The 23,467-nt window shown below is 72.9% G+C and carries 26 protein-coding genes; 14 read left to right on the forward strand and 12 right to left on the reverse strand.

Annotated features, from left to right (window positions below; genetic code table 11):
* Positions 1 to 25 precede the first annotated feature (25 nt).
* Positions 26 to 889: a helix-turn-helix domain-containing protein gene (locus BN1555_RS14425; protein WP_093799758.1), complete on the reverse strand. Its 864-nt coding sequence runs from the start codon at positions 887 to 889 to the stop codon at positions 26 to 28.
* 340 nt (positions 890 to 1,229) lie between these two features.
* Between BN1555_RS14425 and BN1555_RS14430 the strand changes: the two genes are divergently transcribed.
* On the forward strand, positions 1,230 to 1,736 hold the full coding sequence (locus tag BN1555_RS14430) for an ATP-binding protein (RefSeq protein ID WP_093799759.1): 507 nt from the start codon (positions 1,230 to 1,232) through the stop codon (positions 1,734 to 1,736).
* Between the two features lie 60 nt (positions 1,737 to 1,796).
* Here BN1555_RS14430 and BN1555_RS14435 read toward each other — a convergent pair whose 3' ends face one another.
* From BN1555_RS14435 to rpmG, 5 genes are all read right to left on the reverse strand, one after another.
* A complete protein-coding gene (locus BN1555_RS14435) occupies positions 1,797 to 2,039 on the reverse strand; it encodes a DUF397 domain-containing protein (RefSeq protein ID WP_093799760.1) in 243 nt (80 codons plus the stop codon).
* A 117-nt stretch (positions 2,040 to 2,156) separates the two neighbouring features.
* Positions 2,157 to 2,402 (reverse strand): 30S ribosomal protein S18, encoded by a 246-nt coding sequence (gene rpsR, locus BN1555_RS14440; RefSeq protein ID WP_093799761.1) that lies wholly within the window; start codon positions 2,400 to 2,402, stop codon positions 2,157 to 2,159.
* On the reverse strand, positions 2,402 to 3,553 hold the full coding sequence (locus BN1555_RS14445; protein WP_093799762.1) for a CobW family GTP-binding protein: 1,152 nt from the start codon (positions 3,551 to 3,553) through the stop codon (positions 2,402 to 2,404). Before BN1555_RS14445 ends, rpsR begins: the two co-directional genes overlap by 1 nt.
* Entirely contained in the window at positions 3,550 to 3,801 is a 252-nt protein-coding gene (locus BN1555_RS14450) for a type B 50S ribosomal protein L31 (protein ID WP_093799763.1), read from the reverse strand. Before BN1555_RS14450 ends, BN1555_RS14445 begins: the two co-directional genes overlap by 4 nt.
* 77 nt (positions 3,802 to 3,878) lie before the next feature.
* Positions 3,879 to 4,043, reverse strand: a complete 165-nt coding sequence (gene rpmG / locus BN1555_RS14455) for a 50S ribosomal protein L33 (protein WP_093799764.1) — start codon at positions 4,041 to 4,043, stop codon at positions 3,879 to 3,881.
* Between the two features lie 51 nt (positions 4,044 to 4,094).
* Between rpmG and rpmB the strand changes: the two genes are divergently transcribed.
* From rpmB to BN1555_RS14470, 3 genes are read left to right on the forward strand one after another with little or no spacing between them, the layout of a single operon-like run.
* The gene (gene rpmB, locus BN1555_RS14460) at positions 4,095 to 4,331 is read left to right on the forward strand and encodes a 50S ribosomal protein L28 (RefSeq protein ID WP_093799765.1); all 237 of its coding nucleotides are present in this window, start codon (positions 4,095 to 4,097) and stop codon (positions 4,329 to 4,331) included.
* Positions 4,331 to 4,636, forward strand: a complete 306-nt coding sequence (gene rpsN / locus BN1555_RS14465) for a 30S ribosomal protein S14 (protein WP_093799766.1) — start codon at positions 4,331 to 4,333, stop codon at positions 4,634 to 4,636. The genes rpmB and rpsN overlap by 1 nt, the downstream gene beginning before the upstream one ends.
* A 39-nt stretch (positions 4,637 to 4,675) precedes the next feature.
* Positions 4,676 to 5,164 carry a hypothetical protein gene (locus BN1555_RS14470; RefSeq protein ID WP_093799767.1) on the forward strand — a complete coding sequence of 163 codons (489 nt, stop codon included), beginning with the start codon at positions 4,676 to 4,678 and terminating at the stop codon, positions 5,162 to 5,164.
* Between the two features lie 283 nt (positions 5,165 to 5,447).
* Here the strand turns inward: BN1555_RS14470 and BN1555_RS14475 are convergent, their stop codons facing one another.
* Complete coding sequence (locus tag BN1555_RS14475; RefSeq protein ID WP_176710037.1) at positions 5,448 to 6,629, reverse strand: DUF2786 domain-containing protein; 1,182 nt, start codon at positions 6,627 to 6,629, stop codon at positions 5,448 to 5,450.
* A gap of 577 nt (positions 6,630 to 7,206) precedes the next feature.
* Here BN1555_RS14475 and BN1555_RS14485 point away from each other — a divergent pair.
* From BN1555_RS14485 to BN1555_RS14515, 7 genes are all read left to right on the forward strand, one after another.
* Positions 7,207 to 8,505, forward strand: a complete 1,299-nt coding sequence (locus tag BN1555_RS14485; protein ID WP_093799769.1) for a helix-turn-helix transcriptional regulator — start codon at positions 7,207 to 7,209, stop codon at positions 8,503 to 8,505.
* A 73-nt stretch (positions 8,506 to 8,578) separates the two neighbouring features.
* Positions 8,579 to 10,288, forward strand: coding sequence for a bifunctional 3'-5' exonuclease/DNA polymerase (locus tag BN1555_RS14490; RefSeq protein WP_093799770.1), 1,710 nt, complete (start codon positions 8,579 to 8,581; stop codon positions 10,286 to 10,288).
* Positions 10,289 to 10,347: 59 nt separating this feature from the next.
* Positions 10,348 to 10,752, forward strand: coding sequence for a DUF6479 family protein (locus BN1555_RS14495; protein ID WP_255306036.1), 405 nt, complete (start codon positions 10,348 to 10,350; stop codon positions 10,750 to 10,752).
* 135 nt (positions 10,753 to 10,887) lie between these two features.
* A complete protein-coding gene (locus BN1555_RS14500; protein WP_093799772.1) occupies positions 10,888 to 11,361 on the forward strand; it encodes a Dps family protein in 474 nt (157 codons plus the stop codon).
* A 28-nt stretch (positions 11,362 to 11,389) separates the two neighbouring features.
* Positions 11,390 to 12,751: a cytochrome P450 gene (locus BN1555_RS14505; protein ID WP_093799773.1), complete on the forward strand. Its 1,362-nt coding sequence runs from the start codon at positions 11,390 to 11,392 to the stop codon at positions 12,749 to 12,751.
* A 139-nt stretch (positions 12,752 to 12,890) separates the two neighbouring features.
* Positions 12,891 to 13,649, forward strand: a complete 759-nt coding sequence (locus tag BN1555_RS14510; RefSeq protein WP_093799774.1) for a DsbA family protein — start codon at positions 12,891 to 12,893, stop codon at positions 13,647 to 13,649.
* Positions 13,636 to 14,457 carry a VOC family protein gene (locus BN1555_RS14515; protein WP_093799775.1) on the forward strand — a complete coding sequence of 274 codons (822 nt, stop codon included), beginning with the start codon at positions 13,636 to 13,638 and terminating at the stop codon, positions 14,455 to 14,457. The genes BN1555_RS14510 and BN1555_RS14515 overlap by 14 nt, the downstream gene beginning before the upstream one ends.
* A gap of 98 nt (positions 14,458 to 14,555) precedes the next feature.
* Here the strand turns inward: BN1555_RS14515 and BN1555_RS14520 are convergent, their stop codons facing one another.
* Positions 14,556 to 15,905, reverse strand: coding sequence for an ABC transporter permease (locus BN1555_RS14520; protein WP_093799776.1), 1,350 nt, complete (start codon positions 15,903 to 15,905; stop codon positions 14,556 to 14,558).
* Between the two features lie 5 nt (positions 15,906 to 15,910).
* Positions 15,911 to 16,741: an ABC transporter ATP-binding protein gene (locus BN1555_RS14525; RefSeq protein ID WP_093799777.1), complete on the reverse strand. Its 831-nt coding sequence runs from the start codon at positions 16,739 to 16,741 to the stop codon at positions 15,911 to 15,913.
* A 249-nt stretch (positions 16,742 to 16,990) separates the two neighbouring features.
* On the opposite strand from BN1555_RS14525, the gene BN1555_RS14530 reads away from it, so the two are divergent.
* Entirely contained in the window at positions 16,991 to 18,448 is a 1,458-nt protein-coding gene (locus BN1555_RS14530) for a Gfo/Idh/MocA family protein (RefSeq protein ID WP_093799778.1), read from the forward strand.
* 22 nt (positions 18,449 to 18,470) lie between these two features.
* Entirely contained in the window at positions 18,471 to 19,469 is a 999-nt protein-coding gene (locus tag BN1555_RS14535) for an NEW3 domain-containing protein (RefSeq protein ID WP_176710038.1), read from the forward strand.
* Positions 19,470 to 19,600: 131 nt separating this feature from the next.
* Here BN1555_RS14535 and BN1555_RS14540 read toward each other — a convergent pair whose 3' ends face one another.
* Positions 19,601 to 20,425: a DeoR/GlpR family DNA-binding transcription regulator gene (locus BN1555_RS14540; RefSeq protein ID WP_093799779.1), complete on the reverse strand. Its 825-nt coding sequence runs from the start codon at positions 20,423 to 20,425 to the stop codon at positions 19,601 to 19,603.
* Between the two features lie 219 nt (positions 20,426 to 20,644).
* Between BN1555_RS14540 and BN1555_RS14545 the strand changes: the two genes are divergently transcribed.
* Positions 20,645 to 21,595 (forward strand): SIS domain-containing protein, encoded by a 951-nt coding sequence (locus BN1555_RS14545; protein WP_093799780.1) that lies wholly within the window; start codon positions 20,645 to 20,647, stop codon positions 21,593 to 21,595.
* A 3-nt stretch (positions 21,596 to 21,598) separates the two neighbouring features.
* Here the strand turns inward: BN1555_RS14545 and BN1555_RS14550 are convergent, their stop codons facing one another.
* Positions 21,599 to 22,111: a 2'-5' RNA ligase family protein gene (locus BN1555_RS14550; protein WP_255306037.1), complete on the reverse strand. Its 513-nt coding sequence runs from the start codon at positions 22,109 to 22,111 to the stop codon at positions 21,599 to 21,601.
* 90 nt (positions 22,112 to 22,201) lie between these two features.
* Positions 22,202 to 23,464 (reverse strand): APC family permease, encoded by a 1,263-nt coding sequence (locus BN1555_RS14555; RefSeq protein ID WP_255306413.1) that lies wholly within the window; start codon positions 23,462 to 23,464, stop codon positions 22,202 to 22,204.
* Positions 23,465 to 23,467: the final 3 nt, after the last annotated feature.

Below are 23,467 nucleotides of genomic sequence, written 5' to 3' on the forward strand. Positions count from 1 at the left end.
GTCGGAACGTCATCCTACTGGTGGGTCAGGTCAGTTGGAGCAGACCACGGAGCACGTCCCGGGTCTCGGCGGGGCTCGGGCTGTCCTTCTGGAGCCGCTCCATCACCCGTTCGTACTGGGCGACCTCCTCGCGCTTGTCCAGATAGAGCGCGCTGGTGAGCTGCTCCAGGTAGACGAGGTCCGAGAGGTCCGACTCGGGGAACCGCAGCATCGTGAACGCGCCGCTCTCGCCCGCGTGGCCGCCGAAGCTGAACGGCATGACCTGGAGCGTGATGTTCGGCTGCTCCGAGACCTCGATGAGGTGCTTCAACTGGTTCCGCATCACGGCCCGGTCACCGTACGGGCGGCGCAGCGCGGCCTCGTCGAGCACGGCGTGGAAGTGCGGCGCGTGCTCGGACACGAGCACCTTCTGACGCTCCAGGCGCAGAGCGACCCTGCGGTCGGTCTCGGCGGCGCTCGCGTGGGGCATGCCGCGGGAGACGACCGCGTGGGCGTAACTCTCGGTCTGCAACAGACCGTGCACGAACTGGACTTCGTAGATCCGGATGAGGGAGGCGGCGCCCTCCAGTCCGATGTACGTCTGGAACCAGCCGGGCAGCACATCGCCGTAACTGTGCCACCAGCCCGCCACGTTGGCCTCCCGCGCCAGGCTCAGCAGAGACTCGCGCTCCGCCGCGTCCGTGACGCCGTAGAGGGTCAGCAGGTCCTCGACATCCCTGGCCTTGAAGCTCACCCGTCCCAACTCCATGCGGCTGATCTTCGATTCGGACGCTCGGATCGAGTAGCCGGCCGCCTCGCGGGTGACACCACGCGACTCGCGCAACCGCCTGAGCTGGGACCCCAGCAGGATGCGCCGCACCACGGAGCCGCTCGACTCGCCTGCGGTCACTTCTCCGGCCCTCCCCAGTCCGACAGTCAGCAGTGGAAGCCCTCCCCCGGGACCCCGAGAGGCGCAGTCTGCCATCAAAACGCTTCACCCCGTACTCATTCGATTACGGAAACGGCAAGAGCAGCACAAGGCGCCGAAAGAGGACAGGGGAAGAAATGCGCAAGAACCGCTACGAGACTGGACAGGTCAGGCACGTGCACGTGCATCTGCCCTTGCATCTGCCGTACGCATTCGGAACCATGGTCCGCGCGCACCTGCATGCTCTTTCGTGCTGACGCCGTACTACCGCCGCATCGCTACCGCTGTATCGCAACGACCGCGAATCCCGGGAGTGCCTCGCATGGGGACGAATGGATCGACCGTGCTCGAGCCGTTCGAGCCTTTGAGGCAGGGCCTTCCGCCCATCGACCCCGGGGCGGTCTCCAGCTCGGCCTCCTGCGCGCTGCCCGCCGAGTACGAAGCGGTGGGCGGAGCACGGAAGTTCACCAAGTCGACACTGGCCCAGTGGGAGCTCGGCGAGCGCTTCGACGACGTGGCCCTGGTCGTCTCCGAACTCGTCACCAACGCGCTGCGGCACGCCCTGCCGGCCGACGTCCCCCGTACGGGCGAGCAGGATCCGCCCGTACGGCTGCACCTGATGCGCTGGACCTCGCGCCTGGTGTGCGCGGTGCGTGACCCCAGCGACGAGAGTCCGGTGACGCGCGAGACGGACGACTTCTCCGCCGAGTCGGGGCGCGGCCTGTTCCTGGTGGATTCGTTCAGCGACAGCTGGGGCTGGCACCCGCTCGCCGGGAGACCGAGCGGCAAGGTCGTCTGGGCGCTGTTCCGCCTGAGAACCGAGCGGTAAGCGGCGGAGAACGTGACCGCCGCGGCGGTCGGCCGGTGGTCGGCGGCCGGCGGTTTCCAGTCAGCCGCCGGCTGCCAGGTGGTCGAACTCGCCGTCCTTGATGCCGAGCAGCATCGCCTCGATCTCGGCGGGCGTGTAGACGAGAGCGGGTCCGTCCGGGTGGCGCGAATTACGGACCGCGACATTCCCGCCCGGCAATTTGGCGAACTCCACGCAGGAGCCCTGCGAGTTGCTGTGCCTGCTCTTCTGCCAGACCACCCCGTGAAGCTCTGTGGCCGCCATGCCGTTGTACGCGTGGTGCACAGCTCGCTCCCGGAAAGTGCAGATGTCAACTGCCCCGGATCATAGCTTTGTTCACTTGCTGATGCATGGGCAGATGCACGTGCACGCGGGGTGTTCCCTCGGTTACAGATCTTCCGCTCAGCGCGAGGAGTACGGCAGGAGGGCCATCTCCCTGGCGTTCTTGACGGCCCGTGACAGCTGCCGCTGCTGCTGGGCCGAGACCCTTGTCACACGGCGGCTGCGGATCTTCCCGCGATCCGAAATGAATTTCCGCAGCAGATCGGTGTCCTTGTAGTCAATGTACGTAATACCCGCCTCGCCCAGCGGATTGGGGCGGGACCCGGCGGATTTGCGGGGGTCATTACCTCGGTACGGACGGGACATCACGCCTCCAGGAGGGAATCAAAAGCGGACGGCAGGCGCTTCCACGCATCACGCCCCGCCGCGTATTCGGTGTCGGTCAGCAAGCAGGATTCGAGGAGCCCTTCGAGTCCGTCGCGGTCGAGCCCGGGGGACGTGAAGACCAAGTGCTGGCAGCAGTCCCCGTGCTCGGGGTGCCAGTCGAGCGCGGCCGCCGCCCTGCGGACCGGCGGGACCATCTCCCACGCGGCGTCCGGCAGCGACGCCAGCCACGGCCCCGCGCTCTCCACGCACAGCGCTCCGCCCGCCGCGTCCCACGCCATCAGCGTGTCCGGCCGGTCGGCGAGCCAGAAGCGGCCCCGGCTGCGGGCGGCGGCGCAGGTCAGGTCCTCCAGCGCCGCGTACAGCCGCTCCGGGTGGAAGGGGCGGTTGCGGTGCCACACCAGCGTGGAGACGCCCTTGTCGTCCGCGTCCTGCGGAAGCAGCGCGCACGCCGGGTGCTGACGGTCGGCCGCCGCCTCGATGTCGAAGCCGGCGAAGGCCGCCTCAGCCGCCTCGTCGGAGGCGGCCCGGACCCGGCGGGCCGTCGGGTGCAGCTGCGCCAGCAGCGCCTCGTCCTGCTCGTCCGCCTCCTCGCTGTCCACGACGGCCAGCACGGGCGCGTACTCCAGTTGCCGCGCCCAGGTGTCGGCGACCGTCCGCCGGTCGGTGGCGGCCGCTGCCAGGCCGGCTTCCGCCAGGTCGTCGCCGCAGCCGAGGCAGGGCAGGAGCAGCGCGGGATCGACGGCGGTCATGACGGCGGTGAGGTCGAGTACGTCACCGCCGTGCGCGACGACGACCTCGGCCATCGCCTTGGGCTCGACCGAGTCCCACAGCTCGACGACCGCGAGGCGGGTGAGCCCGCCGCCGGCCAGCCGCTCCAGCTCGGGCACGAGATCTTCGCGCAGCGCGCAGCAGGCGCAGTCGTCGACCAGCGGCGCTTCGCCGGACGTGCATACGCCCCCGGCGTCGCGGACGGTGCGGCGTACCGTCCCTTCGGCCGCGGTCGAGAGGTCGTGGTGCAGGGCGACGCTGCCGGGGACCCGGCTCAGCAGTTGCTCCACGACCTCCTTGCGGGCGTCGGAGTGCAGCCCGCCGACGATGACGACCGGCAGCTTCGATGCCTTCCCGCTCACCTCTTCCCCGCCCCGTAACGGCGCTCGAAGCGCTCCACGCGTCCGGCGGTGTCCAGTACGCGCGCCGTCCCCGTGTAGAAGGGGTGGCTCTGCGAGGAGATCTCCACGTCGACGACGGGGTACGTGCGGCCGTCCTCCCACTCCACCGTCTTGTCGCCGGTCATGGTGGAGCGGGTGAGGAAGGCGAAGCCGCCGGCCCTGTCGCGGAAGACGACGGGGCCGTACGGCGGGTGGATTCCGGGCTTCATTACGTGATGCCCCCTTCTGGTCTGGCTGGGCCGGTTGGTTCGGTCAGGCCGTGGCGCCGGTCGGCGCGTGGTGCCGGTCAGCGCTCTTCGCGGAAGTCGACGTGGCGGCGGACCACCGGATCGAACTTGCGGAGCGTCATGCGGTCGGGGTCGTTGCGGCGGTTCTTGCGGGTCACGTACGTGTAGCCGGTCCCTGCCGTGGACCTGAGCCTGATGATCGGGCGGATCTCATTGCGTGCCATGTGGTTAGTATATGGAAATGGTTCTCATTTTCAAGAAGGAGTGATCGCACCTTGTCCGCCCACTGCCAGCTGACCGGCGCCGTGCCGGGATTCGGCAACCGCATCTCCCACTCGCACCGGCGCACCTCCCGCCGCTTCGACCCGAACATCCAGCGCAAGCGCTACTGGCTGGCGAGCGAGGGCCGCCATGTGCGCCTCACGCTCAGCGCCAGGGCGGTCAAGACCGTCGACGTGATCGGCGTCGAGGCGGCCGTGGCCCGGATCCGCGCGCGGGGGGTGAAGGTCTGATGGCGAAGAAGAGCAAGATCGCCCGCAATGAGCGGCGCAAGGCCGTCGTCGAGCGGTACGCCGTGCGGCGGGCGGAGCTGAAGGAGATCCTCCGCGGGCCCGGGACGAGCGAGGCCGAACGCCGGTCGGCGCGGGAGGAACTCGCCCGTCAGCCGCGCGACGCGAGCCCGACGCGCGTACGCAACCGGGACAGCGTGGACGGCCGGCCCCGGGGCCACCTCAGGAAGTTCGGGCTGTCGCGGGTCCGGGTGCGGGAACAGGCACACGCCGGTTTCCTCCCCGGTGTGCGCAAGTCCTCCTGGTAGCTTGGCGCGTTCTGACCTGACGAAACTGGGGAGCCCGGAGTGCGTGAGTACGTACGTACCACCGTCGCGGCGGCGGTCGTCGCTGCCGCCCTCGTCCTGACCGGCTGCAGTGGTGACAGCGGCGGCACGGACGGCGGCAAGAGCGAGGACAAGGGCGGCAGCACCGGACAGAGCAGCACGCCGTCCGGCGGCGGCCAGGGGGCGGGGGCGTCGGCGGACGTCACCGGGTCCTGGATCGCGACGACCGACGGCAAGGTCGTCGCGCTGATCGTCCAGGGTTCCGACGCGGCCGTCGCGGGTGAGCACGTCTGCTCCGGCAAGGTCAACAAGGAGGACACGGTGACGCTGGACCTGAGGTGCGCCGACGGCAACACCGACCGTACGGCCGGGCTGGTCACGCCGGGGTCCGACGGCGGCACCCTCACGGTGAAGTGGGACAGCGGGCTCAAGGACTCCTTCAGGAAGTCCGCCGGCGGCACGCTGCCGGAGGGGGTTCCCACGGACATGCCGAAGCTGCCGGGTTCCTGACGGCCGGCGGGCCGGTCGGCCCGTCGGCCCGTCGGCCGGGCCGGGCTGCGCGCGGGCCGCGGTTCCCTCACGGGGCCGCGGCCCTTCGGCGTCCAGTTCCCTGGGGGTTGGGCGCGGGTGTGGCCGGCGTCGCGGGGCGGGGCCGGGTGTGGTTTGCGCCCGCGGGAGCGGGACGTGGGTGTGGCTGGCGCCGTGGGGGCTGGGCGGGGCCCGGGGTGTCCCAGGGTGGGCGCAGTGCGTGCCGGACGCTGGTTCCTCGTGCCGGTGGGTGGCGGGCCGTGGGTCAGGGGGTGAGGCCGGGGCGGCCCGGCATTTTCGCCCGGTCGGCGGCGGCCGTGCCGTGTTCCCAGCCCGCGTGGTCGTTGACGCCCCGTACCCGCGTCGACGTCGTCTGCGGGAACATCCGCTCCGTGCGGTCCTCCACCGCCACGTCCCGCGCCGCCAGCACCGGCAGCAGCGAACCGCCGGCCTCCTTGGTCACGTGCTGCGCCGCCTCGGACAGGCGGTGGCCCACCCGGCTCGCGTACGCCGTCAGGAACGCCTGGCGGAATGCCTTCGTGCGCTTGCGGCCGGCCGCGCGCTGGGCCGCCTCCGCGCGGGTCATCGCCGTTGTGCCCTGCACGAGGAGGGAGGTGTAGAGCAGCTCCACGGCTTCGAGGTCGGGTTCGAAGCCGACGACCGTGGAGAAGCCCAGGGCGCTGTTCCATACCGCGCGGCAGCGGTTCGCGGAGGCGGCGGCGTCGAGGAGGATCGCCTTGGCCGTCTCGTACGGGGCGTCGACGCCGATCCGGCAGGCGGCCGGCGCGTCACCGGTGTGGCCCTGGGCGGCGAGCAGTGCGACGTCGATGCTGTGGCGCGCCATCAGCTCCTGCGCCTTGGCGGTCAGGGCTTCCGCCTCGTCGGGGTAGTCGGTGGCCTCCGCCTTGGCCAGCAGCGCGCGGATGCGGGTGAGCATGCGCGGCTCGTCGGGGGTGGGCGCGTGCGGGCGTACGTGGACGGGTTCGCCCGGGGGCGGGCCCACCGGCTCGATCGCGGGGAGGCGGATCAGGAGGCGGAAGAGTTCGAGGAGGGCCGTGGCGAGGGAGAAGCGGTCCGTCCGCTCGCGGGCGGCGAGCGCGTCGGCGTAACGGTCGTCGCTGCCCCACCAGGGCTCCGTCGCCGCCAGGTCGCGCAGCTGCGCCTCCCAGCGGGGGGCCGTGGTGGCGTACCTGCGGTTCTCGGCCGCGATCAGGTCGGCCGTCAGGCGCACGTGCAGGTCGCCGAGGTCACGCCGGACGACGCGGACGACGTCGGCGGGCTGCCAGCCGCGCTCCCAGGCTCGGCGTACGGACTCCTCGCCCCCGCGCAGGAGCTCACGGCCCGCTTCGGACCAGGGCGCGGCGGCGACGAGGGAGGCCCCCAGGTCCAGGCCCGCGTCGTCCTCGGCGTACACCGCTGCCGCGACCGCCTTCTCGATCTGTTCCATCAGCGGGTTCCCGCTGCCGGTCCGGCGACGGCCGGGATGCCGTGGCCCTCCCGCGGTTCGCCGCAGTCGGTCACGAACCCGGTGATCGTCTTCCTGTGCCCCGCTGACATGGGAATGCCTCCTCACGCGACCGCACGCCGCCACCGACGATGGTCCCAGTCACGGACAGGAACCACGAACGCGGGGAGAGCCGTCCCGTCAGGGAACGTCAGGGGAAGAGGAGCACCGCCTTGCCGCCCGCGGGTCCCGACTCGCCCGGCTCGTGCGCCTTCCCCGCCCGCGCCGACGGGAGCGTCTTCGGCCGGCCGGTCCTGCGGGCGGGCCGTGCCGCCGCCCGTACCCTCACCCGCACCGGACCGGGGCCGGCGGGCGCCTTCCCGGTCTCTGTGAGCCGCAGCACTCCGGGGCCGCCGAACCCGTCGAAAACGACCGCGCCGACGGTCTCTCCCCTGTGGGGATCGTCACCCGCCCTCTCGGCGTCGTCCCTGCCGTGCCCAGGCAGGGCCCGCCTTTTGGCCGGTTGCGCCTGTCCGGAAGGCGGGCCGGGGGGCGGGAATACCGCCTTACGCTGTCTGCCATGGAGCCGAAGGCCGACAGGAACACAGGAAACGCCGCCCCCGCCGCTGCCGCCGAGGTGATCGGCGCGCCGCTGGGGCAGGCGCACGGGAGGCTGTCGGCCGTGCTGGGCGGGCTCGTCCCGCACCGCGCTTTCGCCGAGCTGTCCGGCGCTCGCGCGCACTCCCCCTTCGAGGCGCACGGCGAGCCGGGGCTCGCGGGCCGCATCACCGGCTCCGAGCTGGCGGCGATCGCCGCCGGCGTGCGGGCCGGGCGGCCCTGGCAGGGGCACGCCCGTATCGCCGGGGAGGAGCGTCCCGTACTGGCCGTGACCGGCGACGCGACGGCTCGCGGTGCGCTGCTCGTGCTCGTACGGACGGAGGACGTCCCGGTTCCGGAGGCCGACGCCACCGCTGTCCAGGCGTTCTGGGACCTCGTCACCGGCCGTCCGGGCCACCTCTCCACCGAGGCCGTGCCCGGCCCGCTCGCCCAGTCGCGCACCGCCGCCGGCGAACGGGCGCGCGCCATCGCCGAGCTGAGCGAGGCGCACGCCGCGGCCCTGACCGCCCTGCTGGGCGTACTGCGCAGCCGCGACCTCGACGACACGGCGGCCCGCGCCCACGCCACCGAGCTCGCCGTGACCTCGCTGGTCGAACTGCGCGCCGCAGCGGAACGGGACCAGGCCGTCTCCGAGGAGCCCGCCGACCAGGCCTTCGCCCGGCTGGCGGAATCGCTGCGTCCGCTGCTGAGCCACGGGCCGGTCCGGCTGGAACTCGGCCCGCCCGGCGACAGCCGTCCGCTGGCCGCCGACGTCGTGCACGCGGCGCGCGCGGTCGTACGGGCCGTGGTCCTCGCCGTACTGGAACAGGATCCGCTCGGCCGCGTCCACGTCGGCTGGCAGATCGGCGACGGGGGCGCGAACGGCTCCTCGGGCACCGAACTGCGCGCGACCGTGCGGGACGACGGCCCGGGTGACCTGTCCCGCGACGCCGTCACCGTCCACCGCGTGGGCGAACGGCTCGCCGCGCTCGGCGGCCGCCTGGACGTCGACGCGGTGCCCGGCTGGGGCACCACGGTCACGGCGGTCCTCCCGCTGGGTGCGCCGGAGGCCGCGCCCGCCGACCCGCTGGCGGCGCTCGGGGCGCGCGAACGGGAAGTACTCGCACATCTCGCGCGGGGGCACCGGAACCGGGCCATCGCACAGGAGCTGCACATCAGCGAGTCCACGGTGAAGTTCCACGTGGCGAACATCCTCAGCAAACTGAGCGTCAGCACGCGCGGTGAGGCCGCCGCCCTGGCGCACACGCTGCGGGCGGCCTGACCGGGCACCGCGACCCGCTTCGGACCCCGTCGGCGCACGGCCGTTGTCAGTGCCGGGTGCCAGACTCGCACCCATGAGCGAGCGCTGGGCCGTCGCCGCGACGGACGGGGGTGGGGCGCTGCTCGTGCCGCTGGGGCGGGACGGGCGGCCGGCCGGTGAGGTGCGCGAAGAGCCCGATCTCGTGGCCGCGGTCGGCTCTCGGCCCGAAGTCGGACGGTGGGTGTGGCGGTCCACCGCCGGGATCTATCCGCGCCTGCTCGCCGCCGGGGCGCGGGTCGGGCGGTGCTACGACATCGAGGACGCGGAGTCCCTGCTGCTCGGCCACGAGGGGCGGCACGGCGAGCCGCGTTCGGCGGCGGCGGCCCGGGCGCGGCTGCACGGCCTGCCCGTACCGCCCGATCCGCCGCAGCGCGCCGCCGAGCCCGGCTCGCAGTCCTCGCTCTTCGAGCCGCAGCCGGTGGCGGTGCCGTTCGAGGACCTGCTGGAGGTGTACGCCGATCAGCAGCGCAGACACGGCGCGGCGGAGCACCCCGACCGGATGCGGCTGCTGACGGCCGCCGAGTCGGCGGGGATGCTGGTGGCCGCCGAGATGAACCGGACGGGGCTGCCGTGGCGGGCGGACGTCCACCGGGCGCTGCTGGAGGAGCTGCTCGGCGAGCGGTACGCCGGCGGCGGCGAGCCGCGGCGCCTGGCGGAGCTGACGGACCAGGTGTCGGCGGCCTTCGGGCGGCGCGTGCGGCCGGAGCTGCCCGCGGATGTGATCAAGGCGTTCGCGCAGGCCGGGATCAAGGTCGGGTCGACGCGGCGGTGGGAGCTTAAGGAGATCGACCATCCGGCGGTGGAGCCGCTCATCGCGTACAAGAAGCTGTACCGGATCTACACGGCGCACGGCTGGGGGTGGCTCCAGGACTGGGTGCGCGGGGGCCGTTTCCGGCCCCAGTACCTGCCCGGCGGGACGATCACGGGCAGGTGGGTCACCCATGGCGGCGGCGCGCTCCAGATCCCGAAGGTGATCCGGCGTGCGGTGATCGCCGACGACGGCTGGCGGCTCGTGGTGGCCGACGCGGACCAGATGGAGCCGCGCGTCCTGGCCGCGATCTCGCGCGACCCGGGACTGATGGAGGTGGCGGGCCAGCCCGGCGACCTCTACAAGGCGGTGTCGGACCGGGCGTTCGCCGGTGACCGCGACATGGCGAAGCTCGCGGTGCTCGGCGCGGTGTACGGGCAGACCTCCGGGGACGGCCTGAAGAACCTCGCGGCACTGCGAAGACGCTTCCCGCGTGCCGTCGCGTACGTGGACGACGCGGCGCGCGCGGGCGAGGAGAAGCGGCTCGTACGGACCTGGCTGGGGCGGACGTGCCCGCCGGCCGCGGGGTCGGGCGACGACGGTGACAGCAACGGCGAGGCGGGCATTCCGCAGGACGACGACACACCGGTGGCGGCGGCGCGCGACGGGGGGTTCACGCCGGGGTACGCGTCGGTGAACGCCCGCGCGCGGGGCCGTTTCACCCGGAACTTCGTGGTGCAGGGCAGCGCCGCCGACTGGGCGCTGCTGATGACGGCGGCGCTGCGGCAGAGTCTGCGGGCGGCGGGACTCCGGGCGGAACTGGTCTTCTTCCAGCACGACGAGGTGATCGTGCACTGTCCCGCCGAGGAGGCGGAGGCGGTCGCGGAGGCGATCCGCGCGGCCGGCGCTCTGGCCGGGCGGACCGCCTTCGGGCAGACGCCGGTGCGCTTCCCCTTCACGACGGCGGTCGTGGAGTGCTATGCCGACGCGAAGTGAGGAAATGTTTCACCTGCACGAAAGCTCATGACTCGGGCGCCCGTGGGTACTCGCCGCGCATGAGCGCATTCCAGAGCACAAGAGCCAGTGGAATCGCAGGGCTCACGGACCCCATGGCCGCGAGTGACCTGGTCGTCGGCATCGCTCCGTTCATCGCGGGTCTGGCCGTCGTGGCCGCTCTGACCGCTGCCGTGTGGTGGGGCATCCGCATCAGAAGTCGTGAGCCGGCTCCTCCTACGCCCGAGGAGCAACCGCACCGCCCGCCCGACGCGGAGCTGCCCGAGGACGTGGAGTACCGGGAGCCCGACGAGGTGGTGCCTCCGGAAGGCAGGCGGCTCCTGCCGCACGAGCTCAGGAACACCGGGAACGCGTCCGGCAAGCACAGCGACAGGGACCCCCACGAGCGGCGGCGGTGGAGTGAGAACTCCGGCGGTTCGTTCGGCAGCGGAGGCCCCGGCGGCTGACTCGCCGGCAGGCGGCATGACGCCGGACTCCGGCGGACGCCTGCGGACCGGTGAGGGCAGACGGCCGGACCACAAGTGAAGACGGACGACACGACAGACGAAAAAGACGACAGAGCGTCGAGAAGGAGCTACTGCATGACCGCCCTGAAGAGCACCCTGCCCGAAGCTGCCCGCCAGACCACCGCGGACGCCCTCCAGGGCGCGCTGGTGGATCTGCTCGGCCTGTCGCTCCTGGCCAAGCAGGCGCACTGGACGATCGTGGGCCCGCGCTTCCGGTCCATCCACCTCCAGCTCGACGAGGTGGTGTCCTTCGCCCGTTCGTACGCCGACGTGGTCGCCGAGCGCTCGTCGGCCATCGGCGTCGCGCCGGACGGCCGGGCCGGGACGGTCGCCAAGACCAGCGAGCTTCCCGAGCCCCCGAACGGCTGGAACCAGGACAACGACGTCGTGACCCTGATCGTCGACGCACTCGGCACCGTCGGCCTCAGGATGCGGGAGCGGATCGAGGCGACCGAGAAGGCCGACCCGGTGACCCAGGACATCTTCATCGGCCTCACCGCGGAGCTGGAGAAGCAGCGCTGGATGTTCCAGGCCGAGAACCAGCACTGAGGCCAGCCCGCGCCGAAGGAGCCGCCGGATGGCCCGGACCGGACGAGCCGGACGGACGGAAGAGGCGGGACGGGCCGCGGGGGCCGGACGTCACGCGTCGGCCCCCGCCCGCGTGTCCGGCCGGGACACCGCCCGGCTCGCGGTCCGGGCGGTCCTGCCGGTACTCCTCGGTGGCGGTGGCGGCGTCACCGTGCACCGCCGGCAGGGCCTGGCGCTCGCCGCCCGCCTCGACAGCGACCGCCGCGCGGTGGAGCTCCTGAACCACCTGCGTGCGCGGTACGGCCCCGGCCCGCTGCATCTGCGCCCGGCCGGCCGGGACATCGCGCTTCCCCTCCGCGCCGAGGACGCGGACCGCGTCCTGGAGGAGACGCCGGATCCGTTCGGCCCGGCGGTCCACGAGAAGCACGGCCCGTTCGGCCGTGTGCGGCCGCACGGCGTGCCGTTCTCCACGGGTCCGGAACGCGAGGCACGCCGGGCCTTCGGCGAGAGGGCCCTGGAGACCGGGCACCACTTCCACCACCTCGCCCCGCGGTTCGTACGCGTCGTCCGCGAGGAGGCCGGCGAACTGCTCGACAGCGCCGGCGCCCATGCCGGCCGACTGGACCGGGACGCCTTCGGCGCCGCCTGGTGGCGGGCCGTACGCCGTGTCCTCCTCGGCGACGCGGCGCGCGACGACACCGCGCTCACCGGCCGGCCCGGCCGGCTGCGCGCTCACCTGGACCGGGCGGATCCGGGCAGCCTCGCCGGGGCGTCGGCGCGGGCCGCCGCCGGGCCGCGCACCGGTCCGGCGGACCTGGCGGACCAGATGGCGCACTGGCTGTCCGCGTTCGACGCGGCGGGCGCGGCGGCCGTACGGGCGCTGGCCCTGCTGGCCACCCATCCCGCGCAGGAGCAGCAGGTGCACAACGAACTGGCCATACCCGACCTGTCGCGGCCGCAGTTGCTTCCCTACAGCCGCGCGTGCGTCCTGGAGTCCGTACGGCTGTGGCCGACGACGCCGTTCCTGCTGCGCGAGAGCACCCGGCAGACGCGGTGGGACGAGGGGGCCGTCCTGCCCGCGGGCACGGTGTTCCTGGTGTACGCCCCCTTCTTCCACCGGGACGGATCCGTTCCGTACGGCGACCGCTTCGTACCGGAGATCTGGCTGGACGGCACGGCGCACACCGGCCCCGCGCTGGTGCCGTTCGGTTCGGGCCCCGGTGTGTGCCCCGGCGAGGACCTCGCCCTCCTCGTCACGTCGACGCTCGTCGCCGCGCTCATGGAGCGTCACGACTTCTGGCTGCCCGGTCCGGCGCGGCTGCGCCCCGGCCGTCCGCTGCCGTACACCCTCGATCACTCCGCCCTGTGCTTCACCGTCACCGCGAAACACGGTGAGAGCAGGGCCCGGTGAACAGGCCCGGTGAACAGGGTTCGGAGAGTCACGCCCCGCCGGGTCCCGCGGACGAAATGATGCGGCGCGCGCCCCTTCGTGCGTAGCTGGACGGGACCGCCCGAGAGGGACGATCCGAGGGGCACGGAGGAAAAGCGCCATGAGCCGCACGCCCCCGCCGGGGCCCGGCGCCGCAGGGGACCCGGCAGCCGTGCCGGACCACACGACCGGCCCGGGAGGGCTCGTCGTCCCGTACGGCCCGGACGGCGACGACGTGCCGGTCCTCTCCGTGTACGAGGACCCGCGCTGCCCGTACTGCGCGGCCATGGAGCGGTCCTCGGACGCCGCGATCCGCGCCTTCGCGGACGACGGCCGGCTGCGCCTCGAATACCACTTCGGCACCTTCCTCGACGCCTCGCTGGGCGGCCGCAGCTCGCGGCTGGCCCTGGGCGCGCTGGGCGCGGCGGCCGACGAGGGGCGGACCGTGTTCAAGGGCCTCCACGAGGCGCTGTACGCGAACCAGCCCGCCGAGAGCGACGACGCGTACGGCGACACGGCCCATCTGCTGGTGGACGCCGGAACGGTCGCCGGCCTGCCCTCCGAAGCGTTCAAGCAGGCGGTCGGGGACCGTACTTGCCTCCCGTGGGCGGCGGCGGTGGCCGACGCCTTCGACCGCAGCGGCGTGCGCGGTACGCCGTCCCTGCGCCTGAACGGCCGCTCCCTGCACGCCTTCGACAAGGAGGACCGGGCCCTGCCGGGTCCGGAGGCCGCCCGGCAGATCGAACAGGCGCTGTCCCCGGCCGCACGATCTGAGGAAGCCGACGGGCGGTTGTCAGTGCCGGGTGACAGGCTGCTTTACGAGTATTCACGAGGGTTTACGAGGATCTGCGACGAGAGGAAGCACCATGATCACCACTGACTTCGTGCCCGGTTCCCCCTGTTGGATCGACCTCGGCTCCCCCGACGTACCCGCCACGACCGCCTTCTACGGCTCGGTGTTCGGCTGGCAGTTCCAGAGCTACACCCCCGAGACCGAAGCCCCGGACGCCGTCGACTTCGGCTTCTTCAAGCAGGACGGCAAGACCGTCGCCGGAATCGGCCCGCTCACCGAGGAGGGGGCCCGGTCGGCCTGGATGATCTACTTCTGCACCCCGGACGCCGACGCCACCACCGAGGCCGTGGAGCGGTCGGGCGGCACGGTGCGGGTCGCCCCGATGGACGCCGACGGCGAGGGGCGGATGGCCCAGTACACCGATCCGCAGGGAGGTCAGTTCGCCGTCTGGCAGCCGGGCAGGACCCGGGGCATGGAGATCACCGACCAGCCCTGCAGCCTGTGCTGGACCGAGCTCTACACCACCGACTCGGCCGCGGCGAAGCAGTTCTACGGCGGCCTCTTCGGCTGGGAGACGCAGGACATGGACCTCCCGGGCGGAGGCGGGACGTACTCGATGATCGTTCCCCCCGGCCTCCCCCCGGAGCGCATGCACGGCGGCCTCACGCAGGTCCCCCCGGACGCACTCGCGCCGAACGGCGGCAAGCCCTACTGGCACCCGGTCTTCGCGGTCGAGGACTGCGACGCGACGGTCGCCAAGGTCACCAGCAGCGGCGGCAGCGTGCAGATGGGGCCGGAGGACGCCGGGGACGTCGGACGGCTGGCCGTCTGCCACGACCCGTCCGGCGCCGAATTCGTGGTGCTGGCCCCGGCGGCCATGCCGGCTCCGGCCTGAGGCGACGGGCCCTGGCCCCTCGGGCACAGGAGACGGCTCGGGCACAGGAGACGGAAGGAATCCGGGCCGGCGGACCGCCGGCCCGGACTCCGGTGCGCTCAGGCAGCCACCGCCACCGCGTCCACCGCCGGCGTGCGCAGCGTCCGGCGGGCCGTCCCCAGGCTGGTGCCCAGTGTCACCGCGGCGGCGACCGCCACGACGGCGAGCCAGATCCCGGGCCCCTGGCCGGGGAGGACGCCGCCGGTACGGGCGTACGTGAACGGCAGGACCCCGGCGAACCCCGCCGCCGTGCCGAAGAAGACCCCGGTCACCGTCAGCACGAGCCCTTCGCAGCCGACCGCCCCCAGCACCTGCCCGGGGGTGGCCCCGGCGAGCCGCTGCCGGCCGAACTCCCGGCTCCGGTAGGAGGTGGCGGCGTACAGGCTGTTGACCAGCATGACGCAGGAGAAGACCACGACGATGCCGACGACCACGAGGTTCAGGGTTTCCAGGTTCTTGTCCTCGACCGACCTGGTGAGGCCGGACGCCTTGATCGCGTCGCTCTCGACGGCCTGCATGTACAGCGTCGCCGTCGCCATGCCGGTGAAGAGGACCAGCGGCACCAGTACGCCCGACAGCTCTCCGGCGCGGCGGCGCATGGTGTGCGCCGCCAGATAGCCGCTCACCCCGGCGAGGGCCTCGGCCGGCCGTGCCAGCCGGCCCGCGGCCGCCCGGAGCAGCGCCGGTGAGAAGAGCGCGAAGCCCACGGCGAGCAGGATCGCGCCGTACGCCGCCGGCGCCATCGTCAGGGGGTCGGCGCCGTCCATGGCGAAGGTGGTGAGCACGGAGCCCGTACCGGCCGCGAGCGCGCCGTATCCGGCGAACTTCCGCGCCCGCCCGCCCGGTTCGCGCGCACCCGGTTCGCCCGCGCCCGGCGCCCGGGTCGCCCGGCGGACCGCGAGGAACGCGGCGCCCACCGAGGCCAGCAGGGTGATGGCCGCGCCGGACAGGAGCGCGACGGGACCGAAGACGTGCTCCACGCCGCCGGCGACCTGCCCGCTGTCCTGGAACATCCCCAGAAGCGCCCGCCCCGCGAACATCGCGGGGACGACCGCCAGTGCCACCCCGGCCAGGGCGACCACGGCCGATTCACCGAGCACCATCCGCTTGATCTGCGCCGGGGTCGCCCCCGTGCTGCGCAGCAGGCCGATCTCCGCGCTCCGCTGCCGTACGTTCACGGTGAGCGTGGAGGCGACGGCGAAGAACACCAGCAGCGATCCGTAGCCGCCGACCACCGCGGCCGTGGTGGTCATCGACTCCGCGCTGACCTCGTCGACGCCCCCGGCCCCCGCCGTGTCGTGCAGCGAGTGGAACGTCATGATGATCGCGGCCCCCAGGAAGGCGGACAGCAGCGTCGCGACGAGGCGCCCGGGGCGGTGGCGGACCGAGCTCATGGCCAGTGCGAACATCCCGCTCACACCCCCGCCGGCACGTCGTGCACGTCGCCGTGCACGCGGTCGCCCAGGTGCGCGAGCCGCTCCGCGACCGCGTCCACGGTCGGCGCGTTCAGGCGCCCCGCCAGCCGGCCGTCCGCGAGGAAGAGCACGGAGTCCGCGTAGGAGGCGGCCACCGGGTCGTGCGTCACCATCACCACCGTGCGGCCGTGGACGCGTACCGCGTCCTGGAGCAGCCGCAGGACGTCGCGCGCGCTGCGCGTGTCCAGCGCGCCGGTCGGTTCGTCGGCGAAGACCACGCTGGGTTCGGTGACCAGCGCCCGCGCGATGGCGACGCGCTGGCGCTGGCCGCCGGACAGCTGGTCGGGGCGGTGGCCGAGGCGCTCGCCCAGGCCGACCCGGGTGAGGATCTCGCGCACCCGGTCCCGGTCGACGCGGCGGCCGGCGAGCTTCAGCGGCAGGGTGGTGTTCTGCGCGACGGTGAGGGTGGGCAGCAGGTTGTACTGCTGGAAGACGAAGCCGATCCGCTGCCGCCGGAACCTGGTCAGCTCGGCCTCGGTGGAGCCGGTCATCTCCTCGCCGTCGACCACGACCTGCCCCGTGTCCGGCCGGTCGAGGCCCGCCGCGCACTGAAGGAGGGTGGACTTCCCGGACCCGGAGGGCCCCATGACGGCGGTGAAGGTCCCCGCCCCCAGGCTCAGCGTCACCCCGTCCAGCGCGGTCACGGCGTTCCCGCCCGTCCCGTACACCTTGCCGACCGATACGAGCCGCAGGGCTTCGGCTGCCGGACCAGGGGCTGCCGGCCTGCGGGGGTGCTCCTGCTTCACGCGGCGGGACCGGAACATCGTCATCACTCCCTCGTGGCACCTGTCGGTGCCGTCGGAAAGGACGCTACGGACGGGAGCGAGCCGTGCCGATGGCCGTACACACCCTGTGCGGGTGTACCTGGATACACCTTCGTCCGGCCGCCTCCACGCCACCGGATGCTTGTTTCTGTTCGTAACACCGTTCCTGCGAACACCTATTGACATGTAACTGGCGGCCCGGCCAGAGTCGACCCCGCAAGTGATGCCGGTCACGTCACGAGGAGTGTTGTCGCCATGCCCGAAATCCCCGCAGTCTCACGTCGCTTGCTCCTCGGAGGAACGCTGGCCACCGGAGCGCTCGCCGCCGGGATCGGCTCGGCCGGGAGCGCGTCGGCGGCGGCCTCGTCCGCCGCCTCCGACGTGGCCGACGCGTCCGCCGCGGCGCCCGGCCGCGGACCGGGCCAGAAGTCCATGATCAACGTGCCCTTCGAGGTCCACCGGACGGTCCGCGTCGCGGTGATCGGGCTCGGCAACCGGGGCTCCGGGATGACCCCCGGCTGGTCGGCTGTCCCCGGCTGCGTCGTGACCGCCGTCTGCGACATCCGCGCCGACCGCGCGAGGCGCACGGCCGACCAGCTGGTCTCCAAGGGCAGGCCCCGCCCCGCCGAGTACGGCGGCTCGGCCGACTCGTACGCGGACATGCTCAAGCGCGACGACATCGACCTCGTGTACATCGCGACGCCGTGGGAGTTCCACTACGAGCAGGGCAAGGCCGCGCTGCTGGCCGGGAAGCACGTCGTCGTCGAGCTGCCCGTCGCGACCGAGCTGCGCGAGCTGTGGGACCTCGTGGACACCTCGGAGCGCACCCGCAGGAACCTGATGCTGTCCGAGAACTGCAGCTACGGCCGCAACGAGCTGGCCATGCTCAAGATGGCGCACGAGGGCCTGTTCGGCGACGTCACCAACGGCCACGGCGGCTACCTGCACGACCTGCGCGCCCTGCTCTTCTCCGACACGTACTACACGGACTCCTGGCGCCGGCTCTGGCACACCCGCTCCACCGCGTCCTTCTACGCCATGCACGGGCTCGCCCCGGTCGCGGCGGCCATGGACATCAACCGCGGCGACCGGATGGCCGTGCTGCGCGCCACCGCGACCGAGCCGAAGGGCCTCGCCGACTACCGCGAGCGCTTCGTCCCGAAGTCGCACCCCTCGTGGCGGGAGACGTACGTCAACGGCGACCTGGTCACGTGCCTGATCGACACGGCCAGGGGCAGGGTCATCCGGGCCGAGCACGACGTGAGCTCGCCCCGCCCGTACAGCCGCATCAACTCCCTCGCCGGCAGCCGCGGCATCTTCGAGGACTACGCCGGCGTCTCGTCGGCCGGCGGTGGTCGCATCTACGTCGAGCCGGACCACGGCGGCCACTCCTGGCGGGCCTTCGACGCCTACCGCAAGGAGTTCGACCACTGGCTGTGGAAGAAGATCGGCGACGACGCCGCTAACAACGGCGGCCACGGCGGCATGGACTACGTCCTGCAGTGGCGCACGGTGCAGCTGATGCGGGCGGGGCTGGTCCCGGACATCGACGTGTACGACTCGGCCGCCTGGTGCGCGCCGGTTCCGTTGAGCGTCATGTCCCTGGCGAACAAGGGGCGTCCGGTCGCGATACCGGACTTCACACGGGGCGGCTGGGTCAATCTGCGTTCCGGCCTGGACTCGCGCACCACCGAGATGCCCCCCGTTTCCTGAGGACGTGAAGGAGGAGCAGGTCATGAGACCAGCACGACTGATCAGTCCGCTCAGGGCCCTGGCCGCGACGGTGGCGGGAGCGGTCCTGCTCGTCCCCGCCCCGGCGGTGGCGGCCACGCAGCAGGTCCCGGCTTCGGCCGGGACCGAGGTGGGCATCTCCCCCGTGGATCTCGACGGCCCGGCCGTCTCGACGGTGAAGGTGACCGTCAGGAACGGCGGTCCGCAGCGCATGCGCTCGCTGAAGGTGTCGTTCGCCGGGCCGGCCGGGTGGGCGGTCCAGCCGTCCGTACGCGCCGTGGACGGCTCCCTCGCGACGGGGGCCTCGGCCGACGCGACGTTCCGGATCCAAGTGCCGGAGAAACGCCCCGGGTTCGTGATCCGCACGTTCACGGCGACCGCGACGTACCGGGGCGGGGACGGCGAGGGCACGGCCACCGGCACCCGCGCCGAGCGCAGCGGAACACCGCAGGCGAGCCTGTCGGCGGCGTACAACAACGTGGCGATCACCGACGAGTCCGCGACGCGGGCCGGTGACTACGACGGCGGGGGCAACAGCTTCTCGGCGCAGAAGCTGGCGGCCGTCGGCCTGACGCCCGGGGCGGGGGTCGACGCCCTCGGGGCCGAGCTGACCTGGCCGGACGTGCCGGCCGGCACGAAGGACAACGTGGCGAGCTCCGGGCAGGCCGTCGCGCTGGGCGGCAAGGGCGGCAAGCTGGTGTTCCTCGGCTCCGGCGTCACCAGCGCCGCCACGGGCAGCGCCACGGTGTACTACACCGACGGGACGTCCGGCACGGGGACGTTCGGCTTCCCCAACTGGTCGTTCGATCCGGTCACCGCGCACGGCGCGACGCTGGTCAAGTCGACCGACGGCCGCAACCGGCAGGACGGTTACGGCAACGCCGGCGTGAAGTACAGCGTCTTCGCGCACTCGGTCCCGCTGGATCCGGCCAAGACGGTCGAGTTCGTGGTCCTGCCCTCGAACGCCAACGTCCACATCTTCGACATGGCGATCGCACCCTGACCGCGTAGGGGCGGCGCCCCGCGGGGCGCCGCCCCGGGCCCCGGCCCGCGACCGCCGGACGGGCTGAAGTCCGCCGCACACGGCACGGACAAGCCCGTCCGGTGTTCGAGGAGACGCCCGCCGCGCCGCCCTCAGACGGCGATCACCTTGATTCCGGCGTCGGTGAGGCGGCCCGTCGCCTCGGCGGAGATGGCGGAGTCGGTCACCACGACGTCGATGCGGTCCAGCCCGCAGATCCGGGCGAAGGCGCGCTTGCCCATCTTGGACGAGTCGGTCACCACGATCACCCGGTGCGCGCGTTCGGCGAACAGCCGGCTGACGCTCGCCTCGTCCTCCTGGTGCGCCATGACGCCCAGGTCCGGGTCCACCCCGTCGACGCCGAGGACGACGACGTCCAGCACGACCTCGTTGAGTACGCCCATGGTCAACGGCCCGACCAGCTCGTACGTCTGCGGGCGGGCCACCCCGCCGGTGACCACGATCTTGATCTGCGGCCGCACCGCCAGCTCGCCCGCGATGTTGAGCGCGTTGGTGACCACGGTCAGGACCGGACCGACGGGGGCGGGGACGGAGCCGGCGGTGGGGGCGGTGGCCGTGTCGCGCAGGCCGCTGCCGGTCCGCAGCGCCAGGGCCCGCGCCACTTCCGTCGTGGTCGTGCCGCCGTTGAGGCCCACCACTTCCCCGTCGGCGACCAGGTCGGCCACGGCCGCGGCGATCCGCTGCTTCTCGGACGCGTGCCGGGAGGACTTGTAGCGCAGCGGCAGCTCGTACGAGACGCCGTGTGCGATCGCGCCGCCGCGGGTCCGCACGAGCATCTGCTGCTCCGCGAGTTCGTCGAGGTCCCGGCGGATCGTCGCGGCGGAGACCTCCAGGGTGGTGGCGGCCTCCTCGACCTCCAGCCTCCCCCCGGCGGCCAGCAGTTCCAGCAGCGCGCTCCACCGCTCGTGTTTGGACATGCGGCCGGACTCCTTCGTGCCAGACGTGCGTGAAGGTGATGGTAGCCCGCCGGGGCGGTACGGCTCCGGGGAGCGCGCGGCACCGCCAGGGAGCCCCACGAGGACGTCCTGGACTGCGTGTTCACCTTCGTGGATACTTCGCCCCACGGCAGACACAAGCTCGAACCTGCTTGAAAACAGACTTTTTTGAGCAGTTCCAATCATCGGGGAGTTCGTCCCATGTCCACCGCACATTCCTCCCGCACCTCGGCCGAGATCGCCTCCCAGCCCGCCACCTGGGCCGAGGCGGCCACGTCGCTCCCTCTCCACACCGACGCCCTGCCCCGCCGCGGCGAGCGCGTCGCCGTGATCGGCTGCGGCACCTCCTGGTTCATGGCCCAGGCGTACGCGGTACTGCGCGAGAGCGGGGGCCACGGCGAGACGGACGCCTTCGCCGCCTCGGAGTTCCCGTACCGCGACGGCTACGACCGCGTACTGGCGATCACCCGTTCCGGCACCACGACCGAGGTCCTGGAGGTACTGCGGCGCGTGCGGGGCACCGTGCCCACCGGCGCGATCACCGCCGACCCGGCGACGCCCGTCATGCGGGCGGCGGACGCCGTGGCCGTGCTGGACTTCGCCGACGAGGAGTCGGTGGTGCAGACCCGCTTCGCCACCACCGTCCTCGCGCTCCTTCGCGCCCACCTGGAGGCCGAGGACGCCCTGCCGGCCGGTGTGCGCCCGCTCGCGGAGGCGATCCGGGACGCCGAACTCGCCGTCACCGTGCCGCCGGCCGCCGAGGTGCTCGGCGCCGAGCAGTTCACCTTCCTCGGCACCGGCTGGACGTACGGTCTCGCGCTGGAGGCGGGCCTCAAGATGCGCGAGGCGGCGGGCGCCTGGACGGAGGCGTACCCGGCCATGGAGTACCGGCACGGCCCGATCAGCATCACCGGTCCCGGCCGCGTGGCCTGGATCTTCGGCGCGCTGCCGCAGGGCCTGGCGGACGACGTCCTGCGGGTCGGCGGCACGGTGGCCGCCGGCTCCCGCGGGGCACAGGGCGACCTGGACCCGCTGGCCGACCTGATCCGCGTCCAGCGCCTGGCGGTCGCGCTCGCCGAGGCGCGCGGCTACGACCCGGACAGGCCGCGCAACCTCACGCGGTCCGTGGTCCTGGAGGACACCACCGCGTAACGCTCAGGACCAGCCCAGCGGGTACGCCGTACGGTCCCGCCAGCGGTCGCCGTCCCGGACGATCAGGTGGACCGCCCCGACCCGGACGGTCAGCGGCAGGGCGGGCGCGCACTCGGCCTCCAGCAGGTCGTACGCGCGCTCGTACGTCTTTGGGCCCTCGTGGTTGGCGAGCGTCAGGTGAGGGTCGAGGCCCTCGCCGAACAGGCCCCGGTAGGGCACCGCTTCGGGCCAGCGGCCGGTGAGCTCCTTGGTGAGCGCCCGTACCGGATCGTGCGGCCTCGGATCGAGGAAGAGGACGCCCGGGTACCGGCCGAACCCGGCGAAGGACAGTTCGAAGGGGGCGTGCGAGCGGAACAGTTCCAGCAGCTCACGGTGGACCGGACCGTCGATCCGGCTCGCACGGAGGAACGGGTAGAGCACGGTGACGTGGGCGGGAGCACCGGTCCTGACGAGCGGATCGGCCTCGGGGACCTTGATGGTCAGGGCCGTGTCCCCGTCGACGTCCGGCCACCCCACTGTCCCGCCCCTCCCCCTGGCTGTTCCCGCGGGAGCCAAGAGAATCACAGGCGGTCCGGCCCCCGGCGGTCAGCCCCTGCCCCTGGGCGCTCAGCCCCTGCGCCTGCGTACGGCCGCCAGTACGCCGAGCAGCGCGCCCGCCGCGAGCACGATCAGGCCGCGGGTCCACACCTCGCGTTCGATCTGGGTCGCGAGGAGGACGCAGGACACCGCACCGAGCACGGCGACCGGAGCGGGCGTCCTGAAGTGGTCGTGGGGCACCGCGTCGCGGCGCAGCACGAGCACGGCCGTGTTGACGACGAAGAAGACGACGAGGAGCAGCAGGACGAGGGTGGAGGCGAGCTCGGCCACGTCACCGGTCAGCGCGAGCAGGAGGGAGAGCGAGGTGGTGGCCGCGATCGCGGCCCACGGGGTGCGGCGGCCGGGCAGCACCTTGGCCAGAAAACCCGGGAGCAGTCCGTCGCGTGCCATGCCGTACGCGAGCCGGGAGGACATGATGCCGGTGAGCAGCGCGCCGTTGGCGACCGCGACCAGCGCGATGAAGCCGAACAGCCGTGCCGGTACTCCCCCGGCGGCCTCGACCACTTCGAGCAGCGGCCCGCTGGACGCGGCGAGCGTCTTCGTGTCGACCGCCGCCGCGGCCGCGATGCCCACCAGTACGTAGACCAGACCGGCGGTGACCAGCGCGCCGAACAGGGCGCGCGGGTAGGACCGCCGGGGGTCGCGGGTCTCCTCGGCGACATTGACGGACGTCTCGAAGCCGACGAAGGAGTAGAAGGCGAGGACGGAGCCGCTCAGGACCGCCGCCGCGGGCCCGTGTCCGGGCGTACCGAGCTCGGTCAGTCCGCTCAGGTCGCCGTCGCCGCGCAGCACCACCCGGGCGCCGAGCCCGACGACCAGCACCAGGCCGGCGACCTCGACGAGCGTGGCGACGGTGTTGGCCCGGGTCGACTCCCTGATGCCGCGGGCGTTGAGCAGGGCCAGGGCCGTCAGGAAGACCACCGCCACGAGTGCGACGGGCAGGGAGACGAAGGCGGTCAGGTAGTCCCCGCCGAATCCCCGGGCGAGAGCCGCGACGGAGACGACGCCCGCGGCGAGCATGCAGAAGCCCGCGAGGAAGCCGGCGAACGGCCCGTAGGCGAGGGTGGCGTAGTGCGAGGCGCCACCCGCCCTGGGGTACTTCGTGGCGAGTTCCGCGTACGAGGACGCGGTCAGCAGGGCGAGGCCGAGCGCGACGGCGAGGGGCACCCACACGGCGCCGCCCGACTCGGCGGCGACCTGGCCCACCAGCACGTAGACGCCCGCGCCCAGCACATCGCCGAGGATGAAGAAGTAGAGCAGCGGTGTCGTCAGAGC

The sequence above is a fragment of the Streptomyces sp. Wb2n-11 genome (assembly GCF_001049855.1).
Taxonomy (GTDB): domain Bacteria; phylum Actinomycetota; class Actinomycetes; order Streptomycetales; family Streptomycetaceae; genus Streptomyces; species Streptomyces altiplanensis.